Genomic DNA, 19048 nt, shown 5'->3' on the forward strand with positions numbered 1-19048 from the left:
GATTGGCCATTTCCACGGCCAGGATCTGGCGCCTTCCGTCCCAGTCGATGCCGACCGCGATCAGCACCGCCTGGCTCATGACGATACCGGCTTCGCGCACCTTCTCGTAGCGGGCGTCGAGGATGAGGTAGGCAAACGGCTCCTGAAGCGGACGCTCGGCAAATGCCTTCAGGCTCTCGTCCAAGCGCTTGTTGATGGCCGAGATCGACGAGGCCGAGAAAGCATGGCCGCATAGTTCTTCGGTGATCGCCTTGACCTTCCTGGTCGATACGCCCTGCACATACATCTCCGCCAGCGTCGCCACCAAGGCCCGCTCGGAACGCTGGTAGCGTTCGAACAGCTCGGTGGAGAAGCGGCCGGCCCGGTCCTGCGGTACCCGCAGCTCGAGCTTGCCGACACGGGTGACAAGGGTGCGGCCGTAATAACCCGAGCGATAGCCGAGCCGCTCCGGTGTGCGTTCGCTCTTCGAAGAACCCAGCGCCTCGTCCATCTCGGCCTCGAGCACCTCCTGCATCACCGCACGGATCACTTCGTGCAATCCATCCGGGTTCGAAAGCAGAATGTCTTTGACGGCAGCGCTGGCGGTCTTACTTTCAGTCTTGGTCATGGTGGCGTTCCTTCGCGGGAATCAGGTGACGTTGAACATCACCAGCCTGCCATGACCGCTCTCTCTCAGCGAATTTGCAGAACTCTCAGCACACTACCGTCACTCCGGCGCGCGGCTATTCGGCCGTCAGCGCAATGGCTGGCCGCCGCGCGGTATCGACAGCGCGCGAGCGTCATGCGTCAGACACCTTCCTTGGCATGTCGCACGCCAGATCCCACACATGATTCCATCGCAACGAGCTGGTGACGGAAGCAGTGTCTGCACTTTGGAAACGAGCCATTTGCTTCTCATGGACGTCGCGATCGTCTCGTCCCAGTAAAAGTCGCAATCATTGTCAATTGCGATGTTTCTCGATCAGCTGGGCTTTATTTTCCTAAGATCTGCATTATAGGCCGGGGTGTTGTCGCCGTTTCGGCGGGTAAGATGGGATAGGCGACCTCGGGTGCCTTTCCGGTCAGCGAGTTGAGGAAGGCAACAAGCAGGTCGACTTCTTCGTCCGCCAGTACCACGCCAAGCTGGGTGGTTCCCATGATGGCAACGGCCTGTTTCAGATCCCAAACCTTGCCCGAATGAAAGTATGGCGCGGTGAGTGCAACGTTGCGCAGGGGCGCCACGCGGAAAACATAGGAATCGTCGGCTGCATTGGTGACCGCAAATCGGCCCTTGTCTTTTTCCGGCAGGACCTCGGCGCTGGGCTGTTCCACGAGGCCGAATGGGAAATAGGCTTGCCCACCAACGTTGATGCCGGCATGGCAGGACGAGCAGCCTTTGTTCATGAAAAGCGCCAGGCCCTGTTTCTGTTCGGGAGTCATGGCAACCTCATCACCATTCAGGAAGCTGTCGAACGGGGCCGGTGTGACCAGTGTCGCCTCGAAGGCTTCGATCGCCTTGGCGAAGTTGTCGAAGGTGACCCGATCCGCTTCAGCCGGAAAAGCTGCATCGAACCACTCGACATATTGCGGCATGGACTTGAGCGTGGCGATGACTTGGTCCGGTGTATTGGCCATTTCGATCCCGGCTTGGACCGGTCCCTTCGCCTGAGCCTTCAGGTCTTCGGCACGACCATCCCAGAACTGAGCGATGTTGAAGAGAGCATTCAGTACAGTCGGCGCGTTGCGCTGTCCATTCTGCCAACCATGGCCGATCGAAGTTTCGTGATTGTCGTCGCCGCCGGTGGCCAGGTTGTGGCACGAGTTGCACGACAAGACGCCTGACGCAGAGACGCGTGGATCGAAGAACAGTGCCTTGCCGAGAGCGATCTTTTCCGGGGTGATCGGGTTGTTGGCGACTGCCGGCGTGGTGGATGGCAAAGCCCTGAAGGTCGCCAATGCCGCATCTCTGAGGGCTGTGGGGATCGAATCCGCAGCAAAGGCGGTGGCTGCCAGCAAGGGGACAGCCATCATACTGAATAGAATTTTCATAAATGGTCTTCCTGCGTCGTGCACGCAGCCACTATGCGATCTGCGGCTCATGAACGCCCTGAGCTAGATCAGCTGGGGGAGAGGACCGGGGTCTGACACCTGTTTTCGCGGCTGAGCTGGGACCCTCTTGGAAGTGATCGCTCTTCTCGATTGGACTTCAGGGAGGAGGAGTATCCCTGCTCGGCGCCGTTTGTATGCATCAAAGCACGCCCTGGGGGCGGCTTCGTAGATTCGGTCACTGCGATCTTCCCGCCATCGTTGAGAAAGTCGATAGCATCCGCAAGAATGGCAATCTCTTGCACGATGTGCGCTGCACGCCTTGGGAAAAGTGAGCTTCTGAAACCTCAGGGTTCATTCGTTCCTCCTGACCGGCTGATTGCGTGAATCGACCTTATCGACACCCGCCGACTGCACATTGTGATGTCACCAGCGATGGCGGTTTCAATACCTAAGCAGCGACGGTCTATCCGACAGTATGGATGTCCTATCGGAATAGCCGGTCCGCCTTGTCGATTGTCACACCGGCATATAGCTCCGCTTCTACGAACATCCCATCACGCGCCTGGGACCTGTGGATCGAGGTGTGAGGCAGTTACAGCCGGTGGACCTGCTCAAGCGCCGCGCCGGCACAAGGGCTAGATTGATCTTCCCTCACCTTGTCGTCATCATTTGACGGACGCGGGGCATTGGCCCATAAGCGAGCCACCGCAAACTGTGCGGTTGCCAATGCGTAATGATGTGAATTGGAATGATCTTCGGTTTGCGAAACACGCACGTCCGACGCAGCTTGCGTTGACAGAGGCGGTTTTACGCGCAATAGCACTTCCGCCGGCCTATTTTTGTGGAGTTCAATTGTGGTTCGGCCAAGGCCGCTGGGCGCCGGACCGGCCCCGTGTAAACCTCATCAAAGAGAGAGAGACCCTGCATGGAAGAATTCTTACCGCGCATCGCCACTGGTGCCGGCATCGGCCCGGCTCTCGCAGAGAAGGGGGTTGGGTTAATGCTGGGTTTCCTGCAAAGCCACGCGGCCGACGGTCCCGTTGCGCGCATGATCGAGGCCATTCCGGGAGCTTCGGAATTAGTAGCGAAGTATCATGGCGACGACCCACAGGGTGGCGGCCTTATGGGGCTCGGCCAGCAATTGATGAGTGAGGGTCTCAGCATGGCAAAGATCGCCGGCCTCGCCAACGAGACGATCGCCTGCGCCAAGGAACATGCCGGCGACGAACTCGTGGACGAGGTCCTCAATTCCGTTCCTGGCCTTCCCCAGTTCGTCTGATCAGCGGCAGCCGGGGGCGCATGACCTCGTGCGCCCGTGCCGGCCCGTCTGCGCAGCAGGCATTCTCCGCCGAGCGTTCCGTACCGATCTCGCCAGACCACCGACCGCCGGGCACGCGAAGCGAGCGTTGGAGTACTTTATTCGTCTATTCCAAAATCGACCTCAGGCGAATCGATGTGTATAATTTCCGGCGGTAAGGGTTTATCCTGAACGCTTTCGATGAAGCGCGCGAGATAAGCAAACGTATTGTATTTCTCGAGGACCAACCGCTTCGCCTCTCTTATTGCGCCGCAACGTTCCTTCCAGAGGTCCGAGTTGATGATTTCTTGAATTTTTGGGATTACGTTCTTGTCCTCTGGGTCAATCAGAACCATAGAGTCCGAAGGGAAGAACCTCGTGATTGCCGGGCTGCCGTAATAGATCGGCATTGTTTCAGCAACGAAGCAGTCCATAAGCTTCTCTGTAAAATAGTAATCAGCACGAGTATTCTCGAACGCTATACTGTAACGGTAAGGTGCGAGTGCGTTCCATTTATCTCCAATCAGCCGAAAACCTCGGCCGAACAGGTCAAAATCGAGCTCCTTTCTCAGCCGTTCCAGAAACGCCAGCCGATATCGATGTCCTTTAAGCAGGGCGATGTCACTGGTAATCCATGAGAGCCGAAGCGGCTTATCCACGACTTCGCTGACCAGAAGTTGGTCATATGTCTTGTTTACAGACCAAGACCGAGTGATAGGTGGAGACAAAACGAATCGGCGCGCTGCATTCTGCCGAGCAGCCAGCTCTGCGTCACACGTCAGGACGATAGTATTTTTCCCCTGCCCTTCATGAAACGCGCGATGAGCTTTCGTCGGCGGTTCGCCGATTGCAAAAATTGTCCTGTTTGGGCTCGCCTCGATATCAACAGGGAGCCCAAAAAGAGAAGCAGAGTTAAAGACGATATGCCAATCGGGCACGAAGGATGTCGTGCGAACAAAAGCGACATTGTTCCAGATTCCACTGCCCTTTGGAGTGAGATGGTGGATTGCATCATCCAAAACGCCCCAAGAATCTAGGCATGTAGCAACAATGGGCGCCGGGCGTTCCGTCAACAATTTGGCCGACAAAGCAGTTCCACTCCCTTCACTCGTGAAGGTACTCAATCGCCATTCCGGATTGCGCTAACCTTGGGTAGCATAAACCTTCCGGGACCCGCTGTCGAGGCAATTGTCGCTTTGCACTTGACTAGGTTCTTCCTCGTTTTGTGTGGTGATCAAGCCGGCTGAGTGGCAGCATGCGTGCCCTAAGGAGTTCGCAGCCCGCTCTGCCTACATGGTACGTTTGATCGTCTTCAGGCGGTTGATCAGCCCTTCCGCCTGGCCGTTGCTCCACGGTAGTTCAATGGCATCGCGAACGGCGTCAACGTCACGGCGTAGGACCAGACCGAAACGCGTGATGGCGACGGACCCGGAGTTGACGCCACGTCGATCGAAGTGTCGAGCTTGCCCAATTCACAGGCCCCGCAAAATGCCGCGGAAGCGCATGGCAAGCCTGCGCATAGTGGCAAACTCATGTGATCCCTGCTTCAGGACGTCGACCTTTGCGGCCTGGTTGATCGTCAGCACATCCCGAGGCTTCGTGCAGAGGGCCGGGGCGACTACCGGCGAGATCACACGGCCGGTCGCGGGATTCCGTATCGGGACAGCGTCGCTGGCTGGTTGACGCGTATGATTGAAGCAGGCGACGCACTGTCCTTGCCCGGCCTCTCGGCGCGGCGCCAGCTTGCGAGAAGCCGCTCCAGATTCGAGAAGCTGCCCGTGTCGCCGCGCTGTTCGATATCGTGGAACAGGTGTCGTCCGCAGCGATTGCCGTCTCTCCAGGACCGGCTAAGAAACGCCTCGAAATACCTTGATGTCCTTGGTTACCAGCGGCGGTTCCCAGCCCCTTGGCAGAGCGGCTCACCGGGCGATGAACTTACATTTGGCCATTGCCAATGAACGTCCATCGTCCCTGACGCCCACCAGCAAGCGATCACGATCCCTCGATTTCACAGTCCAAAGAAGTAAAGCGGGACAAAAATAGCGCGCTTAGCCTCGACTACTAGCAACTTCGGCGCAAAGTTACAGCTGGGACGCGCCACGCACCACGGCAGGGTCGCCAACAACGAGTGGCTCAGCGGTCACGACGGGAAATATGGCGCATCGATGTCGCTTCTGGACGAGCATTGGCAATAACGCTGTCGAGACATTGTTGCTTTCAGCGGCAACCGGCCCTATGAAGCGACGCTTCGCTGACTATGTTTCACCGCCTGGAGAGTTTCATGACAGAAGAAGCCGGAAAAAACGTCGACACCCTCATTGAGCTTGCCGCCGATGTCGTGTCGGCCTATGTCTCCAACAATCCGATCCCGGTGGGGGATCTCCCTGCCCTCATCGGCCAAGTGCATGCGGCTCTGAGAGCGACGGCCGGAGGTGTCTCTGCGCAAGAGCCGGTTGCCCTTACGCCTGCAGTCCCGATCAGGAAATCGGTGACACCGGACTACATCATCTCCCTTGAGGACGGGAAGAAATTCAAATCGCTAAAGCGCCATCTGTCGACCCACTATGGGCTGACGCCGGATGGATATCGGGCCAAATGGGGCCTGCCCGCGGATTATCCCATGGTCGCGCCGAACTACGCCGCGGCGCGCTCGTCATTGGCCAAGACGATGGGGCTCGGCCGCAAACCGAAGGCGCCGGAAGCGCCGGAGCCTGCGCCGACGAAGCGAACCCGCAAGAAGGTCGCGGCTTAATTTCGGCAATCGAGATTCGTTCTGGAGCGTTGCAGCCATCGGCTTAATCTGCGCGTCATATAAAAAGGCGGGGCCAACCCCGCCTTCCTTTCAAACAACTTTGTTTCATGAGGAATTCGCGACGCCTGCAGCAATCTGCTGCCCTCAGTTTTTGCTCGCTTCATCGAGCGGCCGTGAGGACCTACGTGCCTACTCTTGCCAGGACGCAGGAGAAAATTTCAACCAGCTTTGCTGAGGCTGCCAGCGGAGGACTTGCCAGTGCGGCGATCCTGCTCGATCTCATAGTTGATCTTCTGGCCGTCAGCGAGGGTCGAGAGGCCCGCGCGTTCGACAGCGGAAATGTGGACGAAAACATCCGGACCGCCATTGTCGGGCTGGATGAATCCAAACCCCTTGGTGCTGTTGAACCACTTTACCGTTCCAGTCGGCATATACTTGTTCCTTCTTTTACAATGCGACGTGGGCAGGCCATTAGGCCTGTCCGAGTCATAGCCGAGAGTTGGGCGCAGCAAAAAGCGAAAAATTGTTAAGCCCCGATCAGCTGGCGCACTCCATTGTGGGCGTCCTACATCTCGCACAACAAATTCATCGTGAAACTCGAGGACGGCCAACCGAAATCTGTCTGGACCGGCGGCACCAATTTCTCGGACGGCGGCATCTTCGGTCATTCCAATGTCGCTCACGTCGTCGAGGATCCCGACGTCGCATAACGCTATCTCGACTATTGGAGCGCACTACACGACGACCCGACGAACGCCGACCTCGCGCCAGTGACCGAGGAGCTCACGCCGCTGCCTGCCATGCCGCCGCCGGCGGGAACCAGTGTCGTGTTCAGCCCACGCTCGAACCTCGATGCGTTGCAGTGGTACGCCGACCTCGCCATGACCGCGCAGCATGGCCTCTTCATGACCTTCGCCTTCGGCATGCACGACCTGTTCAAGGATGTCTACCGCACGAGCCCGGCGCCGTTTCGCCTCGCGTTGCTTGAGAAAGCCACCCGCCCGCTCAAGGAGGGCAGCCCGGAACGCATCGCGGAGGAGCAAGCGATCCAGGACCTGCGCAACATGCCAGAAAACACCTTCGCGATCGGTTCGCTCATCGCGACCAACAAGATCGATGGATGGGTGAAGGAGATCCTGAGCGGTCTCAACGGCAACGTGAAATACGTGCACAACAAGTTCATGATCATCGATCCCATGTCTGACAATCCCGTGGTCGTCGCCGGCTCCGCCAATTTCAGCGCCGCGTCGACCAACCAAAACGACGAGAACATGATCATCGTCGTTGGCAACAAGCGCGTGGCCGACATCTATCTCGGCGAATTCATGCGTCTCTACAGTCACCATGCCTTTCGCGAGTCCCTGAAGTGGCGGGAGGCGGACGACCCACCCAAGCCGCTCCGGACGGATGATTGGTGGTCGGACTATTTCGGCGACACCGAGCGCTCCGCCCGTCGCCAGTTCTTCGCGCGCCAACTCTCGGAGTGACCATGACTGCCTGACAGAGACGACCGCCGTTGCGGCATTCGTCCTCGCCGCGTCTCGGGGCGATATTTTGTAGAACTGCCAAGCGACCAAACCATCCGGGCGAGCTACGTTTCCGCAAATTCCAAGGGGGTAATCATGAACAAAGTTCTGTCCGCTCTTCTAGTCACGATCTCAACACGCCCTTCCCGCATCTGCTGGTGAGCTCCAACTGGGCAACTGGAACGTGCAGACGCTTCTCTATGCGGGCGACCCGGTGACGGTGTTCCCTGGGGATTACATACGGCAGCCGCAGGACTATGCCGACTTGAAGGCTTGGCGAGACAAAGTCGGAGCCTCCGTCTTTTTTCTCCAAGAGGTGAGCAGCCCTGCGGCGATCAATGAGGTGTTCCCGGTTACCGATGGATGGGCTCATTGCATCAGCGGCCAGTTTGCCGCCGATGAAGGACTGGCGACAGCGGGTCCGATATGCACCAAGCCAGGTGATACACCGGTAAAGCCCGCTGGGTCTGAACGTCACCAGTATACAGCGGTAGCCTGGCGGGCCGATGCTGGGGTCACGGCGACGGCTGCTGACGTACCGCAGCTCAACGTCAAATCGGACGATGGCGGGACCATCAGGGACGTGCGCTGGGGTCTGGATGTCACAGTAAAGGCAGGCGCGACGTCGATGCGGGCGCTGGTGGTCCACATGAAGTCGGGGTGTTTCGACGACCTGATTAACTTCCGGCTGTTCACGGTTGACCCGTCAACCACCCCACCGACCAGGAACGCCTGCGACACGCTTGGTCGACAGATGTTCCCGCTGCGGGCTTGGGTCGAAGCGCGGCAGAACGCCGGCGATGGTTGGATGGTGGTCGGCGACTTCAATCGGCGCCTCGATGCCGGCGCCGGCCGCTTCCAGGACGAAGTCTGGCAGGCCGTCTCGGGATACTCGCCGGCCGTTGATATGCATGACCGCGACAACCGTCCGGACATTGCGCTGTTCCGCGTCCCCTACAAGAAGCCGTCGCTCTGCTGGGCAGACAAGTCCAACCCTTATCCGACCTCGCTTCCGACCGCCGACGACTACAACATGCTGCCGATTGAGTTCTTTGTGTTCGGGGCCAAGGTCCGTGATCTCGCCGTGGCCAACTCGGACGGCCAGGTTCCCTGGACACCTTCGGTTGCTGCGGACCATCAGCGGCTGTCGGACCATTGCCCGAGCACCCTTTCGATCACCGTGCAATGAGGTCCGTTGCCGATGCCGCGCGTGAGAGCATGGCGACCCAAGCCTGGGACGCCGGAAGGCGTAGGCTCGTCAAATTCTGGGAAAAGCTGCCCAGCTGGAGAGCCAGTGTCCGAAGGGGTCTGACGATTAATTGGGCGCCGGTTCTTTCGATCGGGCTCGGGATCGCCGCCGTCGTGATGCTGCAACAGGTGCGCGATCTGCTGATCTATCGGCAGGCGCCGCTGCAGTTGCTCGGCGTGAATCTCGTGGCTCTCCTGCTGTGTCGCTGCCGATCGCTGTCTGGGCGTGGGGCATGGTCCACAGCACGCGAAGAGAGCGTTTACTTGAAGTCGCGCGTCTTCACTTTGATCGGCTCGACCTTCAACGTCGGGTCAACGAGATCGCGCGGCTTGAAGCCCTTCGGCAGGCTTCGTGGATCCAGGCCGGCCCACCGTGACGGGCCTCGTCACCTGGACCATGCGGCAGGGGGAATGGCGAGCCACGTTTGCCGACAGTGGCGAGCTCGGCCGAAAGGTCGGAAAGCTGATGCGCGACCAGATGCACCACATCGCCTTCGCGCTGAATGCGACCGCGCACGCCCAGCATTGAGGAGGACAAGAGCACGCGCCTGAACTTCTCGAAGACCTTCACCCAGACGACGACGTTAGCCGCGCCGGTCTCGTCCTCCATGGTGAGGAACATGACGCCCTTGGCCGAGCCCGGCCGCTGCCGGACAAGAACCAGCCCTGCCGCTTCGAGCCAGCGGCCATCGCGCGCGCCCATGGCTTCGGCGCAGCTGATGATCGGGCGCTGACTGAGGCTGGCACGCAGAAAACTGACGGGATGGTCGCGCAGGGTGAGCCCGACATGGCCATAGTCCTCGACCACTTCCCGGCCCGCCATCATCGGACGCAGGGCAACTTCGGGTTCCTGCAGTTCGCTGATTGTGCGCCGCTCGCGCTCGGAGGCGGCGGCGAAGAGCGGCAGCGGTTCGTCGCGACGCCCCTTGAGCGCCCAGAGAGCCTCCCGCCGCGCGAGGCCTAGCGATGGCCGGAACGCATCGGCTTCGGCGAGCTGGACGAGCGCGGCGGCAGGCACGCCGGCTCGCTGCCAGACATCGTCGACCGAGGAGAATGGCTCATCGGCTCGCGCGGCAACGATGGCCGCGGCGTTGTCATTGGCGAGACCTTTGACTAGACGCAGGCCGAGGCGGACAGCGAAGCGTCCCGTTTCGTCGATCGGCTCCAGCGTACAATCCCAGCGGCTGGCATTGATGCAGACGGGCCGGACTTCGACGCCATGGCTCTGCGCATCGCGCACGATCTGGGCCGGCAGGTAAAAGCCCATTGGCTGGGAATTGAGCAGCGCGCAGCAGAAGACATCGGGATGGTGGCATTTCATCCAGCTCGAGGCGTAGGCGATGAGGGCGAAGCTGGCGGCATGGCTCTCGGGGAAACCATAGCTGCCGAAGCCTTCGAGCTGCTTGAAGGTGGTGGCCGCGAAGTCCGGGGTATAGCCGTTAGCGATCATGCCGCCGATCAGCTTGTCGCGGAATTTGCTGACGCCGCCCGTGTGCTTGAAGGTCGCCATGGCGCGGCGCAGCTGGTCGGCTTCGCCGGCACTGAAGCCGGCGCAGACCATGGCGACCTGCATGGCCTGCTCCTGGAACAGGGGGACGCCCAAAGTCTTGCCGAGTACCCGCTCGAGCTCGGGGGTCGGAAACTCGACCGGCTCCTTGCCCTCCCGGCGACGAAGATAGGGGTGGACCATGTCGCCCTGGATCGGGCCCGGGCGCACGATGGCGACCTCGACGACGAGGTCATAGAAGGTGCGCGGTTTGATGCGTGGCAGCATCGACATCTGGGCGCGGCTCTCGATCTGGAAGACCCCGATCGTGTCGGCCTTGCGGATCATGGCGTAGGTCGCCGGATCCTCGGCCGGGATGGTGGCCAGGTCGAGGGTCATGCCCTTGTGCTCGGCCAAGAGGTCGAAGCTGCGCTTCATGCAGGTGAGCATGCCGAGCGCCAGGACGTCGACCTTCATGAATTTGAGGATGTCGATATCGTCCTTGTCCCACTCGATGACCTGGCGGTCGACCATGCGGGCCGGCTCGATCGGCACTAGGTCATCGAGCCGGTCATTGGTGAGAACGAAGCCGCCTGGATGCTGCGACAGGTGCCGGGGCGTGCCCTCGAGCTGCTGCGCCAGCTCAAGCGTCAGCCGCAGCCTGCGATCGGCCATGTTGAAATTGAGCTCTCGAGCGCGCGTCTCGTCGATGCCCTCACCGTGTCCCCAGACCTGCGAGGAAAGCAGCTTGGTGACGTCCTCGGGCAGGCCGAGAGCCTTGCCGATATCGCGGACAGCGCCCTTGGTGTGATAGCGCACCACCGTCGAGCACAGCGCGCTGTGGTCGCGCCCATAGGTCTCGTAGACCCACTGCATAACGATCTCGCGCCGTTCATGCTCGAAGTCGACATCGATGTCCGGGGGCTCCTTGCGCTCCTGCGAGACAAAGCGCTCGAAGAGGAGATTGTTGCGCTCGGGATCGATGCTGGTGATGCCCAGCACGTAGCAGACGGCCGAGTTGGCAGCCGAGCCTCGGCCTTGGCACAGGATGTCCTTGCTGCGCGCGAACTGCACGATGGCATTCACGGTCAGGAAGTACGGTGCGTATTGCAGAATCTCGATCAGCCGCAGTTCGTGCTTGATGAGCGCCACGACCTTGCCGGGCACACCTTCGGGATAGCGCCGCGCTGCGCCTTCCCAGGTGAGTTGTGCGAGCGCCTGCTGCGCCGTCAGCCCGGGCAACATCTTCTCTTCGGGATACTGGTAGGCGAGTTCGTCGAGGGAGAAGCGGCACTGGCGCGCAATTTCGACTGTGCGAGCGAGCGCTTCGGGGTAGCGCAAAAACAGCCGCGCCATCTCCTCCGGCGGCTTGAGATAGCGGTCAGCATGGCGCTCGCGCCGAAATCCCAGCTCGTCGATCGTGATGTTGTGGCGAATGGCGGTCACCACGTCCTGGAGGATGCGCCGACCGGGTTCGTGAAACAGAACGTCGTTCGTCACCACCGTCGGCACCCGCATTTGGGTAGCGAGGTTGGAAAGTTCGTGGAGCCGGACCTGGTCGTTGGGCCGCCGCCGCAAGGTCAGCGCCAGGTAGGCGCGATCGCTGAAGGTCTCCCGCAGTCGGCGCAGTTGCAGGGCGCAGGTGTCATCGGCGCGATCGGGAACGAGAATGGCGATCAGGCCCTCGGCATAGTCGGCCAGGTCGCTCCATTCGAGATGGCATTGCGCCTTGCCGCCGCGTTTCTTGCCCAGGGTCAGCAGCCGGCACAGCCGGGAATAGGCGGCCCGGTCGGTGGGATAGACGAGCATCGACATGCCGTCGACGAGATCGAGGCGGCAGCCGACGATGAGCCTGACGCCGGTGTCCTTGGCTGCCTGGTGGGCGCGGACGATGCCGGCCAGAGAGTTGCGATCGACGATGGCAAGGGCTTCAATGCCGCGCGCGGCTGCCTGCGCGAACAGGTCGTCGCAAGAGCTTGCTCCCCGAAGGAACGAGAAGTGGCTGGTTACCTGCAATTCGGCATAGTGCGGGGTGGTCATGCGAAGACCCCATGCAAGAACCATTTATGGGAACCGGTCCCGGGATCCTCGCCGTCGCCGGCGCGGTAGATCCAGAAGCGCTCGCCGCTTTCGTCCTCCATCTGGAAATAGTCGCGCACCGCGATCAGTTCGGCATCGCGCTGCCACCATTCGCCAAACACGCGCTCGGGACCGTCGGCCCGCGCGACGCGATGCCGGATGCCACGCCAACTGAACCAGACCGGCGGATGGTCGGGCAGCAGGGCCATCGTCTCGATGGGTTCGGGATGGGTCAGCAGACGCGGCGGGCGAGGCCAGTCACCGGGCCAACTCGTCCCGTCGTCCGGCGCATTCGGCGCGATGCGGCGGACTGAGCGTTCGGGCACGTAACTCTCGAGCGGGGAAATGCGGTAGAGCCGCTGCTCGCAAATACGGTTGGCGTGCACGTCGATGAGATCGGTGATGTCGGGCTCCGGCTCCTCGACCAGCGAGGAGATGATCTGCTTGGCTCCGAAGGGCTCGGCGAGCATCGCGGCCAGGGTCATCACCTCGATGCCGAAGCCGGGATCGACGGTTTCGATCCGGTCGGTCAGGAGTCGGGTCAGTCGTTTGACATCGCGCACTGGCACGGCGGTGCCGACGCGAATGGCCTCTATGCGGTTGTCCACGCGATGAAACAGCAGGTCCAACCGGCGGGCGCCGAGCCCCTTGGCCTCTAGCGCCTCGCAGAGGGTTGCGACGAGCTTGCCGGTATAGCGGGCTATGGTCTCGGCGGCGCCGATCGGCTCGCCGAAGGCCCGGCGAACCGAGATAAGTTCGGGAGACCGGATCGGCTCGAAGGGTTCGCTGCGCCGGCCCATGGCCTGGTCGAGACGGCGGCCGAGCTCTGGGCCGAAGCGTAGGGTCAGAGAGGCGCGCGGCGCCGCCTCGACCTCACTCACCCGTTCGAAACCGAGCGTGAGCAGGCCTTCGACGATATCGCTGGGAAGCCGCAGGGCGCTGATCGGGAGCTCCCGCACGATCGCCGCGGCTTGCCCGGCCGGCGCAACGAAGGTCGGTCGGGCTAGGAAGCGCGCGCAGGCATGGGCGGCGCCCCAGGTATCGGCGACTGCCGCTCGTGCCGCGATGCCGGAGGCTGCCATGCGGGACACCAGCCCCTCGATCATCGTGCCCTCCCCGCCATGCAGATGGTCGGCACCCGTGGTGTCGATGATGAGCCCATCGGGCGGATCGGCCGCGACGATCGGGGCATAGCGGAGCGACCAGAGCGCCACTCTATCGAGGGCCTCGGCATCGGCGGCTGTATCCAGGTCGAAGCTCTGCAGGTTGGGCACCAGCACCTGCGCCTTGCTCGCTGGTATGCCCACGCGCAGGCCGGCCGCTTGTGCCGCCGCATCGGCGGCCAGCACGAGCCGCCGGTTTCCCTGCCGGCCGAGCATGATGACCGGGGTTTCAGCCGATGGCGCGGACTGGCCCATTGCGCGTCGCAGGCGATCGGTCGGCCAGGTCGGAAAATAGAGCGAGACGACCCTTGTCATCGCAGGCTTCCACTTCAAAATCGGCGCTTTCTCCCGCCCGCACCCGGATCAGTTCGAGCTGCCAGCGAGCGCGGCCGATACCGGGGACCGGCAAGGGACGGGAGGGTAGCGCGGTGACCCGCCAGCGGGTGACCGCGGCGGTTGGTTGTCCAAAATCGGTCGCTTCGGTTTGTCGTCGCCAACGGCGGATAGCGATGCCGATGGCGCCCGTGGTTTCGGCGGCCAGTTGCAGTCGGCGGGAGGCGGTCATGGAGAGACGTGCCAGTTCGGCAACGACGGCGCCTAGACCGCCATGGCGAAGCCCTTCTTCGAAGCAGGCGAGCACGGCGGCCTCGTCGCCGGCCTCGACATAGACGACGCGACCGGGCAGCAGCCCGGCTTGGGCGAGCGCAGGGGCAAAGAGGTCCTGCCGGGTGACGCACCAGAGCACCTTGCCCTTGGCGCGCGCTGCAATGCCGGCGGCAAAAAGCGCCGCCGCCGCCCCATCGATCGCCCCGTTGCGGCCGCCGGCAACCTCGTGCAGCGCCCCGAGCGCCAGCCCGCCTCCCGGCAAGACCTTGTCGACCGTGGGAACGCCGAAGGGAAGCGTGGCACGATTGCGCGCCGGCCCACCTTCGAGGCGCGCGATTCGCTCGCGAAGTGCGGCGATAGCAGGGCTGGCGGCCGGCTGACCCATAAACGAAACACTCTCAAACTGTCTTCCCAATGGATTTCGGGGCTGATATGTTCCTTATTTGTTCTCTTTGGTGTCCGAGAGTCAATCGGACTCGTTGCGCCGCTGCGAGAGTTGATCCCAGACTGCACTCGATCGAGTTGCGGTCTATTGATGTGCCGGGTGATGCAGGGACGACGAAGTGGGCGAGGGAAGCGACAAAAGCCGAGAAGCTGATACACCGCGGGAGGGCACGGCCATCCTTCGCAAGATGATCCATGTCGACATGGATGCCTTCTTCGCCTCGGTCGAACAGCGCGACAATCCGGACCTGCGCGGCAAGCCGGTGGCAGTCGGCGGCTCGGCGGCGCGCGGTGTAGTGGCCGCTGCGAGCTACGAGGCTAGAAAATTCGGGGTGCGATCGGCCATGCCCTCGATTACGGCGAAACGCAAATGCCCTGATCTGATCTTCGTGCCGCCGCGCTTTGACGCCTACCGGGCCGTCTCCCAGCAGATCCACGCGATCTTCGCCGAGCATACGCCCCTGATCGAGCCGCTCTCGCTCGACGAAGCCTATCTGGACGTTACACACAATCTGCAGGGCATTCCGGTCGCCACGACAATCGCGGAAATGATCCGCGCGAAGATCAAGGCCGAGACCGGTCTGACGGCCTCGGCCGGCGTCAGCTACAACAAATTCCTGGCCAAGCTCGCCTCCGGCCAGAACAAGCCCGACGGACTGTTCGTCATCACCCCGAAGCTAGGGCCGGCTTTTGTCGAGGCGTTGCCCGTGCGGAAATTTCATGGTGTCGGCCCGGCGACCGCCGACAAGATGGCTCGGCTCGGCATCGAGACCGGCGCCGACCTGCGCGCACAGAGCCTGGCGTTCCTCGAGGAGAGATTCGGGAAGGCGGGTCCTTACTATTACTGGATCGCGCGCGGTATCGACGAACGTCCGGTGCGGGCCGACCGCGAGCGCAAGTCCGTGGGGGCCGAGGACACCTTTGCGAGCGATTTGTTTGACCTCGAAAGTGCTCGCAAGGAGCTGGCGCCATTGGTCGCCAAGGTCTGGCGCTATTGCGAGGAAAGATCGATCCAAGGTCGCACGGTGACATTGAAGGTGAAATTCGCCGACTTCCAGCAGATCACGCGCAGCCGCACGATCGGACGCGTCATTGAGGGCGAAGCCGACCTAGCGACCGTCAGCGGCACACTCCTCGAACAGTTGTTTCCGATCGCGAAGGGAATCCGCCTGCTCGGGGTGACAGTTTCAAATCTGAGCGGAACGCGAGCCGAGACCGATCGGCAGATGTCGCTGACGATCTAGGACTGGCTGCAGCTATCGGACTGCTTTTCGGATCCGCTCTGTCAGCGTTTGTTCGACATCGAAATAGCCCTCCCAGGCGTCGGACACCTGAGCCCGAGCGGCGGCAGTGAAAACGTCAAATGCGCTGGCACTCTTGAATGTCGGCAGTTCAACCCAAGTGACAGGTACGGCGCAGGATGCACCGGACCGGGCCCGCGTCGACCACGGGCAAATTGCCGTGGCGCCCTGTCCGTTGCGCAGATAGTCGATGAACATACGGCCCTTGCGCCTCACCTTGCTCATATTCGCGACGAAGCGGGACGGATCGGTGCGGGCCAGCAGTTCGGCAAGGTTCTGGCAGAAGCCCTTGACCGCTTCCCAGTCGGCCTCGGGAACGAGTGGAACGACCACGTGGACGCCCTTGCCACCTGATAACAGCGGCCAGGATTGGAGGCCGAGTGCCTCGAGAACGCCGCGGATGTCGAGCGCGGCCTGCTTGACGTCACCAAAGCCCAGGCCCTCGTCGGGGTCGATGTCGAAGATTATCCGGTGCGGCAAGTCTGGCTGCTGGCGAAGGCTTCCCCAGACGTGGAATTCGAGCACATTCATTTGGACGCCGGCGATCAGCCCCGCCAGGTCATCGACCCAGAGGATGCGGCTTTCCTTGCCGGACATCTTCTCCAGCTGGCCGTCATGGCCTTCGGCATGCCAGGCAACTTGTGCTTCTGAAAAAAGGTCTGCTGCAGGTCGCCGTCGGTATCGCGCACCAGCGAAAGGGGCCGATCCTGGATATGCGGCAGCATCCTCTCGGCAACCGCGGCGTAGTAGGCGGCGAGCGTCGCCTTTGTCACCGCAGTGCCGGGATACATCAACTTGTCGGGATGCGTCAGGGTCACGCCGACGGCGCGGGCGATCTCCTTGCCCATCTTGGGATCGAGATTGGCCGTGGCGGCGGATGCGACGTTCTTGGGCGTTTCCATCACCACCTGGTCTGCGCGCTTGTCTTCCCGCATACCTTGGAAGCTCGGGTGACGCAGGCTGCCGTCCGGCGTCACCTCGGAATAGGTGACCTCGGCGACGAGTTCCGGCTTCACCCACCTGGCGCGACGCGCGATGTCGCGCGGCACGGATACGAACGCGGGCTTATCCAGAAGCCGTTTCTCCAACTGCGCAAGAATGGATCTGCGCATCGCTTCGGTAAACCCGGAGCCGACGCGGCCGCGGTAGATCAGCTTCCCGTTTTCGTAGGTGCCTAGGATCAGCGAGGCCATACCACGGCCGGTGTCGCTTGGGCGGTAACCGCCGACCACGAATTCCTGTCGTTTCGTGCACTTGATCTTGAGCCAGTTCGCGGTGCGGTCGCCGACATAGCGACTGTCGGCGCGCTTGGCGATGATGCCCTCGTGGCCGCCGGCGCACATGGCATCGAAAACCTGTCTGCCATTGTCGGCGATATGGCTGGAGTACTGCAGGCTGTCGCCCGCGTCCCTCTCGCCCAGCAGTTCGGCAAGGCGTTCCTTGCGCTCGAGCAGGGGCCGGGTGGACAGATCCTCGCCGTTCAATTCCAGCAGGTCGAAGGCATAGAACTTGAGTGGCATGCCGGCGGCGATGCCGGTCTTCAGCATCGAGAAGTTGGTGCGGCCCTGGCTATCGATGGCCACGATCTCGCCGTCGATTAGCGACGAGCCCTTGGTCAAAGATCTCAGTGGCGGCAGGATCACCTTGAACTGGCGGGTCCAGTCGTGGCCGTTGCGCGTGTAGACGACGACTTCAGATTCCGAGATGGCGACCTGGGCGCGGTAGCCGTCGAACTTCATTTCGAAGAGCCAATTGGCACCGACCGGTATGTCGTCGGTCAGCGTGCAGAATTGGAACGGACGAAATTGCGGTAGGGGGTATTTCGGGGTAGATTCTGAGTCCCTGCGCCGTGCGCGCTTTTTGGGGAGGCCAGCCTCTACGGCCGACATGGGGAGCCCGAATACATAGTACGATTCAATACTCTGCCCTGGGTTTCAGTTCCACACTGCGCGCCGATGAATTGAACCGGAAGAGTCCGGCCGCGTTGTTGGGAAATTGAAACGCAATCCTTGGAGGAAGAAATGGCTACTCAAACAACTCGCGGGCGCAGCCAGGACCGCGCGAAGGTCGCTGGCGGGCAGGATCATGAAGTGAAATACGAGGCGGGCAAGACCGGCGCCAGCAAGGCCGAGGTCAAGTCGGCCGTGAAATCGGTCGGCAACAGTCGCAAGAAGGTTGAGGACAAGCTCGGCAAGAAGTGAGCCGCGGCCGCAGGGCAGATGGTCCGCATCGCCACCTTCAATGTGAACGGCGTCAATGGCCGGCTGCCCGTGCTCCTCAAGTGGCTCACGGCGACCGCGTACGACATCGTCTGCCTCCAGGAACTGAAAACGTCCGATGAGAAGTTTCCGGCCGAGGCCATTCGCGACCAATCCGTGATCCTGCTTTGCGTGCGCTGGTACCTTGCCTACAATCTGAGCCTGCGTGATCTTGAGGAGATGATGGCCGAGCGCGGCATTACGGTCGATCACGACCATCCACCGCTGGACCGTTCGTTTCTCGCCCTTGTTGCTCGAGCGTTTCAACCGGCGCAAGCGTAGCGTGACCGGCAAATGGCATGTCGACGAGTCATCAAGGTCCGTGGCCAGTGGATGTATCTCTATCGCGCCATCGACAGTGTCGGCGACACCGTCGAATTCTATTTCAGCGAGCAGCGCGACCTGCCGTCGGCCAAACGCTTCTTCAGAAAGGCGCTGGAGCGTCATGGCCGACCGGATCGCGTCGTCATCGACGGGAGCCAGACCAACCACGAGGCGATCGTTTCCTGCGACACCACAAATCGCTTGCAGGATCGCACCCGACGCCGGCTGAAGCCGATCCGCATCCGCCGGAGCCAGTATTTGAACAATCGGATCGAGCAGGACCATCGGCGCATCAAGCGCCGGGTCCGGCCGATGCTCGGCTTCAAATCGACGGCCACCGCCTCCACCATCCTTTCCGGCATCGAAATGATCCACATGATGCGCAAGCGACAGGCGAGGTACGCCTTCAATCCGAATCCGTCCCTGGCCGAGCAGTTCGAAATCCTCGCCGCCTGATTGACCTCGCATCAGGCCTCTCTGCGCCCCTATTCAGCCGTTGCAACAAAACCAATCGGCATCCTCCACCGGCTCCGGCT

At 61.6% G+C, this 19048-nt stretch carries 13 protein-coding genes and 4 pseudogenes; 8 read left to right on the forward strand and 9 right to left on the reverse strand.

Annotated elements, in window-relative coordinates; all coding sequences use genetic code 11:
- Both NKH03_RS28785 and NKH03_RS28790 read right to left on the reverse strand, forming a co-directional pair.
- The coding region (locus NKH03_RS28785; RefSeq protein ID WP_352972215.1) for an IS256 family transposase at window positions 1-607 on the reverse strand (607 nt) is incomplete at its 3' end.
- 365 nt (window positions 608-972) lie between these two features.
- Window positions 973-2028 (reverse strand): cytochrome-c peroxidase, encoded by a 1056-nt coding sequence (locus NKH03_RS28790; protein ID WP_352972217.1) that lies wholly within the window; start codon window positions 2026-2028, stop codon window positions 973-975.
- 925 nt (window positions 2029-2953) lie between these two features.
- Between NKH03_RS28790 and NKH03_RS28795 the strand changes: the two genes are divergently transcribed.
- Window positions 2954-3307, forward strand: coding sequence for a hypothetical protein (locus tag NKH03_RS28795; protein ID WP_352607980.1), 354 nt, complete (start codon window positions 2954-2956; stop codon window positions 3305-3307).
- A 137-nt stretch (window positions 3308-3444) separates the two neighbouring features.
- Here NKH03_RS28795 and NKH03_RS28800 read toward each other — a convergent pair whose 3' ends face one another.
- Together NKH03_RS28800 and NKH03_RS35095 are read right to left on the reverse strand one after the other, a co-directional pair.
- A complete protein-coding gene (locus NKH03_RS28800; protein ID WP_352972219.1) occupies window positions 3445-4449 on the reverse strand; it encodes a glycosyltransferase family 10 domain-containing protein in 1005 nt (334 codons plus the stop codon).
- An 82-nt stretch (window positions 4450-4531) separates the two neighbouring features.
- Window positions 4532-5207 (reverse strand): annotated as a pseudogene (locus tag NKH03_RS35095) (transposase); the annotation flags it as partial.
- A gap of 399 nt (window positions 5208-5606) precedes the next feature.
- Here NKH03_RS35095 and NKH03_RS28805 point away from each other — a divergent pair.
- Complete coding sequence (locus NKH03_RS28805) at window positions 5607-6077, forward strand: Ros/MucR family transcriptional regulator (protein ID WP_023685635.1); 471 nt, start codon at window positions 5607-5609, stop codon at window positions 6075-6077.
- Window positions 6078-6295: 218 nt separating this feature from the next.
- Here NKH03_RS28805 and NKH03_RS28810 read toward each other — a convergent pair whose 3' ends face one another.
- Window positions 6296-6508 carry a cold-shock protein gene (locus tag NKH03_RS28810; RefSeq protein ID WP_023679670.1) on the reverse strand — a complete coding sequence of 71 codons (213 nt, stop codon included), beginning with the start codon at window positions 6506-6508 and terminating at the stop codon, window positions 6296-6298.
- 123 nt (window positions 6509-6631) lie between these two features.
- Here NKH03_RS28810 and NKH03_RS28815 point away from each other — a divergent pair, with 123 nt between their 5' ends.
- The 3 genes from NKH03_RS28815 (at window position 6632) to NKH03_RS28825 (ending at window position 8792) form a co-directional block, all read left to right on the forward strand.
- Window positions 6632-6787 carry a phospholipase D-like domain-containing protein gene (locus NKH03_RS28815; RefSeq protein ID WP_352972221.1) on the forward strand — a complete coding sequence of 52 codons (156 nt, stop codon included), beginning with the start codon at window positions 6632-6634 and terminating at the stop codon, window positions 6785-6787.
- A 60-nt stretch (window positions 6788-6847) separates the two neighbouring features.
- Entirely contained in the window at window positions 6848-7564 is a 717-nt protein-coding gene (locus tag NKH03_RS28820; protein WP_352972223.1) for a phospholipase D-like domain-containing protein, read from the forward strand.
- A gap of 223 nt (window positions 7565-7787) precedes the next feature.
- Window positions 7788-8792 carry an endonuclease/exonuclease/phosphatase family protein gene (locus NKH03_RS28825; protein WP_352972226.1) on the forward strand — a complete coding sequence of 335 codons (1005 nt, stop codon included), beginning with the start codon at window positions 7788-7790 and terminating at the stop codon, window positions 8790-8792.
- Between the two features lie 319 nt (window positions 8793-9111).
- Here the strand turns inward: NKH03_RS28825 and NKH03_RS28830 are convergent.
- From NKH03_RS28830 to NKH03_RS28840, 3 genes and pseudogenes are all read right to left on the reverse strand, one after another.
- Window positions 9112-12377, reverse strand: a pseudogene (locus tag NKH03_RS28830) (error-prone DNA polymerase).
- Window positions 12374-13894 carry a Y-family DNA polymerase gene (locus NKH03_RS28835; protein WP_352972228.1) on the reverse strand — a complete coding sequence of 507 codons (1521 nt, stop codon included), beginning with the start codon at window positions 13892-13894 and terminating at the stop codon, window positions 12374-12376. The pseudogene NKH03_RS28830 and the gene NKH03_RS28835 overlap by 4 nt, the downstream one beginning before the upstream one ends.
- On the reverse strand, window positions 13809-14570 hold the full coding sequence (locus NKH03_RS28840) for an ImuA family protein (RefSeq protein WP_352972229.1): 762 nt from the start codon (window positions 14568-14570) through the stop codon (window positions 13809-13811). The genes NKH03_RS28835 and NKH03_RS28840 overlap by 86 nt, the downstream gene beginning before the upstream one ends.
- 247 nt (window positions 14571-14817) lie before the next feature.
- Between NKH03_RS28840 and dinB the strand changes: the two genes are divergently transcribed.
- Window positions 14818-15873 carry a DNA polymerase IV gene (gene dinB / locus NKH03_RS28845; RefSeq protein WP_352972237.1) on the forward strand — a complete coding sequence of 352 codons (1056 nt, stop codon included), beginning with the start codon at window positions 14818-14820 and terminating at the stop codon, window positions 15871-15873.
- 12 nt (window positions 15874-15885) lie between these two features.
- Here the strand turns inward: dinB and ligD are convergent.
- Window positions 15886-17819 (reverse strand): annotated as a pseudogene (ligD, locus tag NKH03_RS28850) (DNA ligase D).
- A gap of 132 nt (window positions 17820-17951) precedes the next feature.
- On the opposite strand from ligD, the gene NKH03_RS28855 reads away from it, so the two are divergent.
- Together NKH03_RS28855 and NKH03_RS28860 are read left to right on the forward strand one after the other, a co-directional pair.
- Window positions 17952-18131, forward strand: a complete 180-nt coding sequence (locus tag NKH03_RS28855; protein WP_352972230.1) for a DUF3606 domain-containing protein — start codon at window positions 17952-17954, stop codon at window positions 18129-18131.
- A gap of 18 nt (window positions 18132-18149) precedes the next feature.
- Window positions 18150-18968 (forward strand): annotated as a pseudogene (locus NKH03_RS28860) (IS6 family transposase).
- Window positions 18969-19048: the final 80 nt, after the last annotated feature.

The sequence above is a fragment of the Mesorhizobium sp. M1406 genome, assembly GCF_040317555.1.
Classification (GTDB): domain Bacteria; phylum Pseudomonadota; class Alphaproteobacteria; order Rhizobiales; family Rhizobiaceae; genus Mesorhizobium.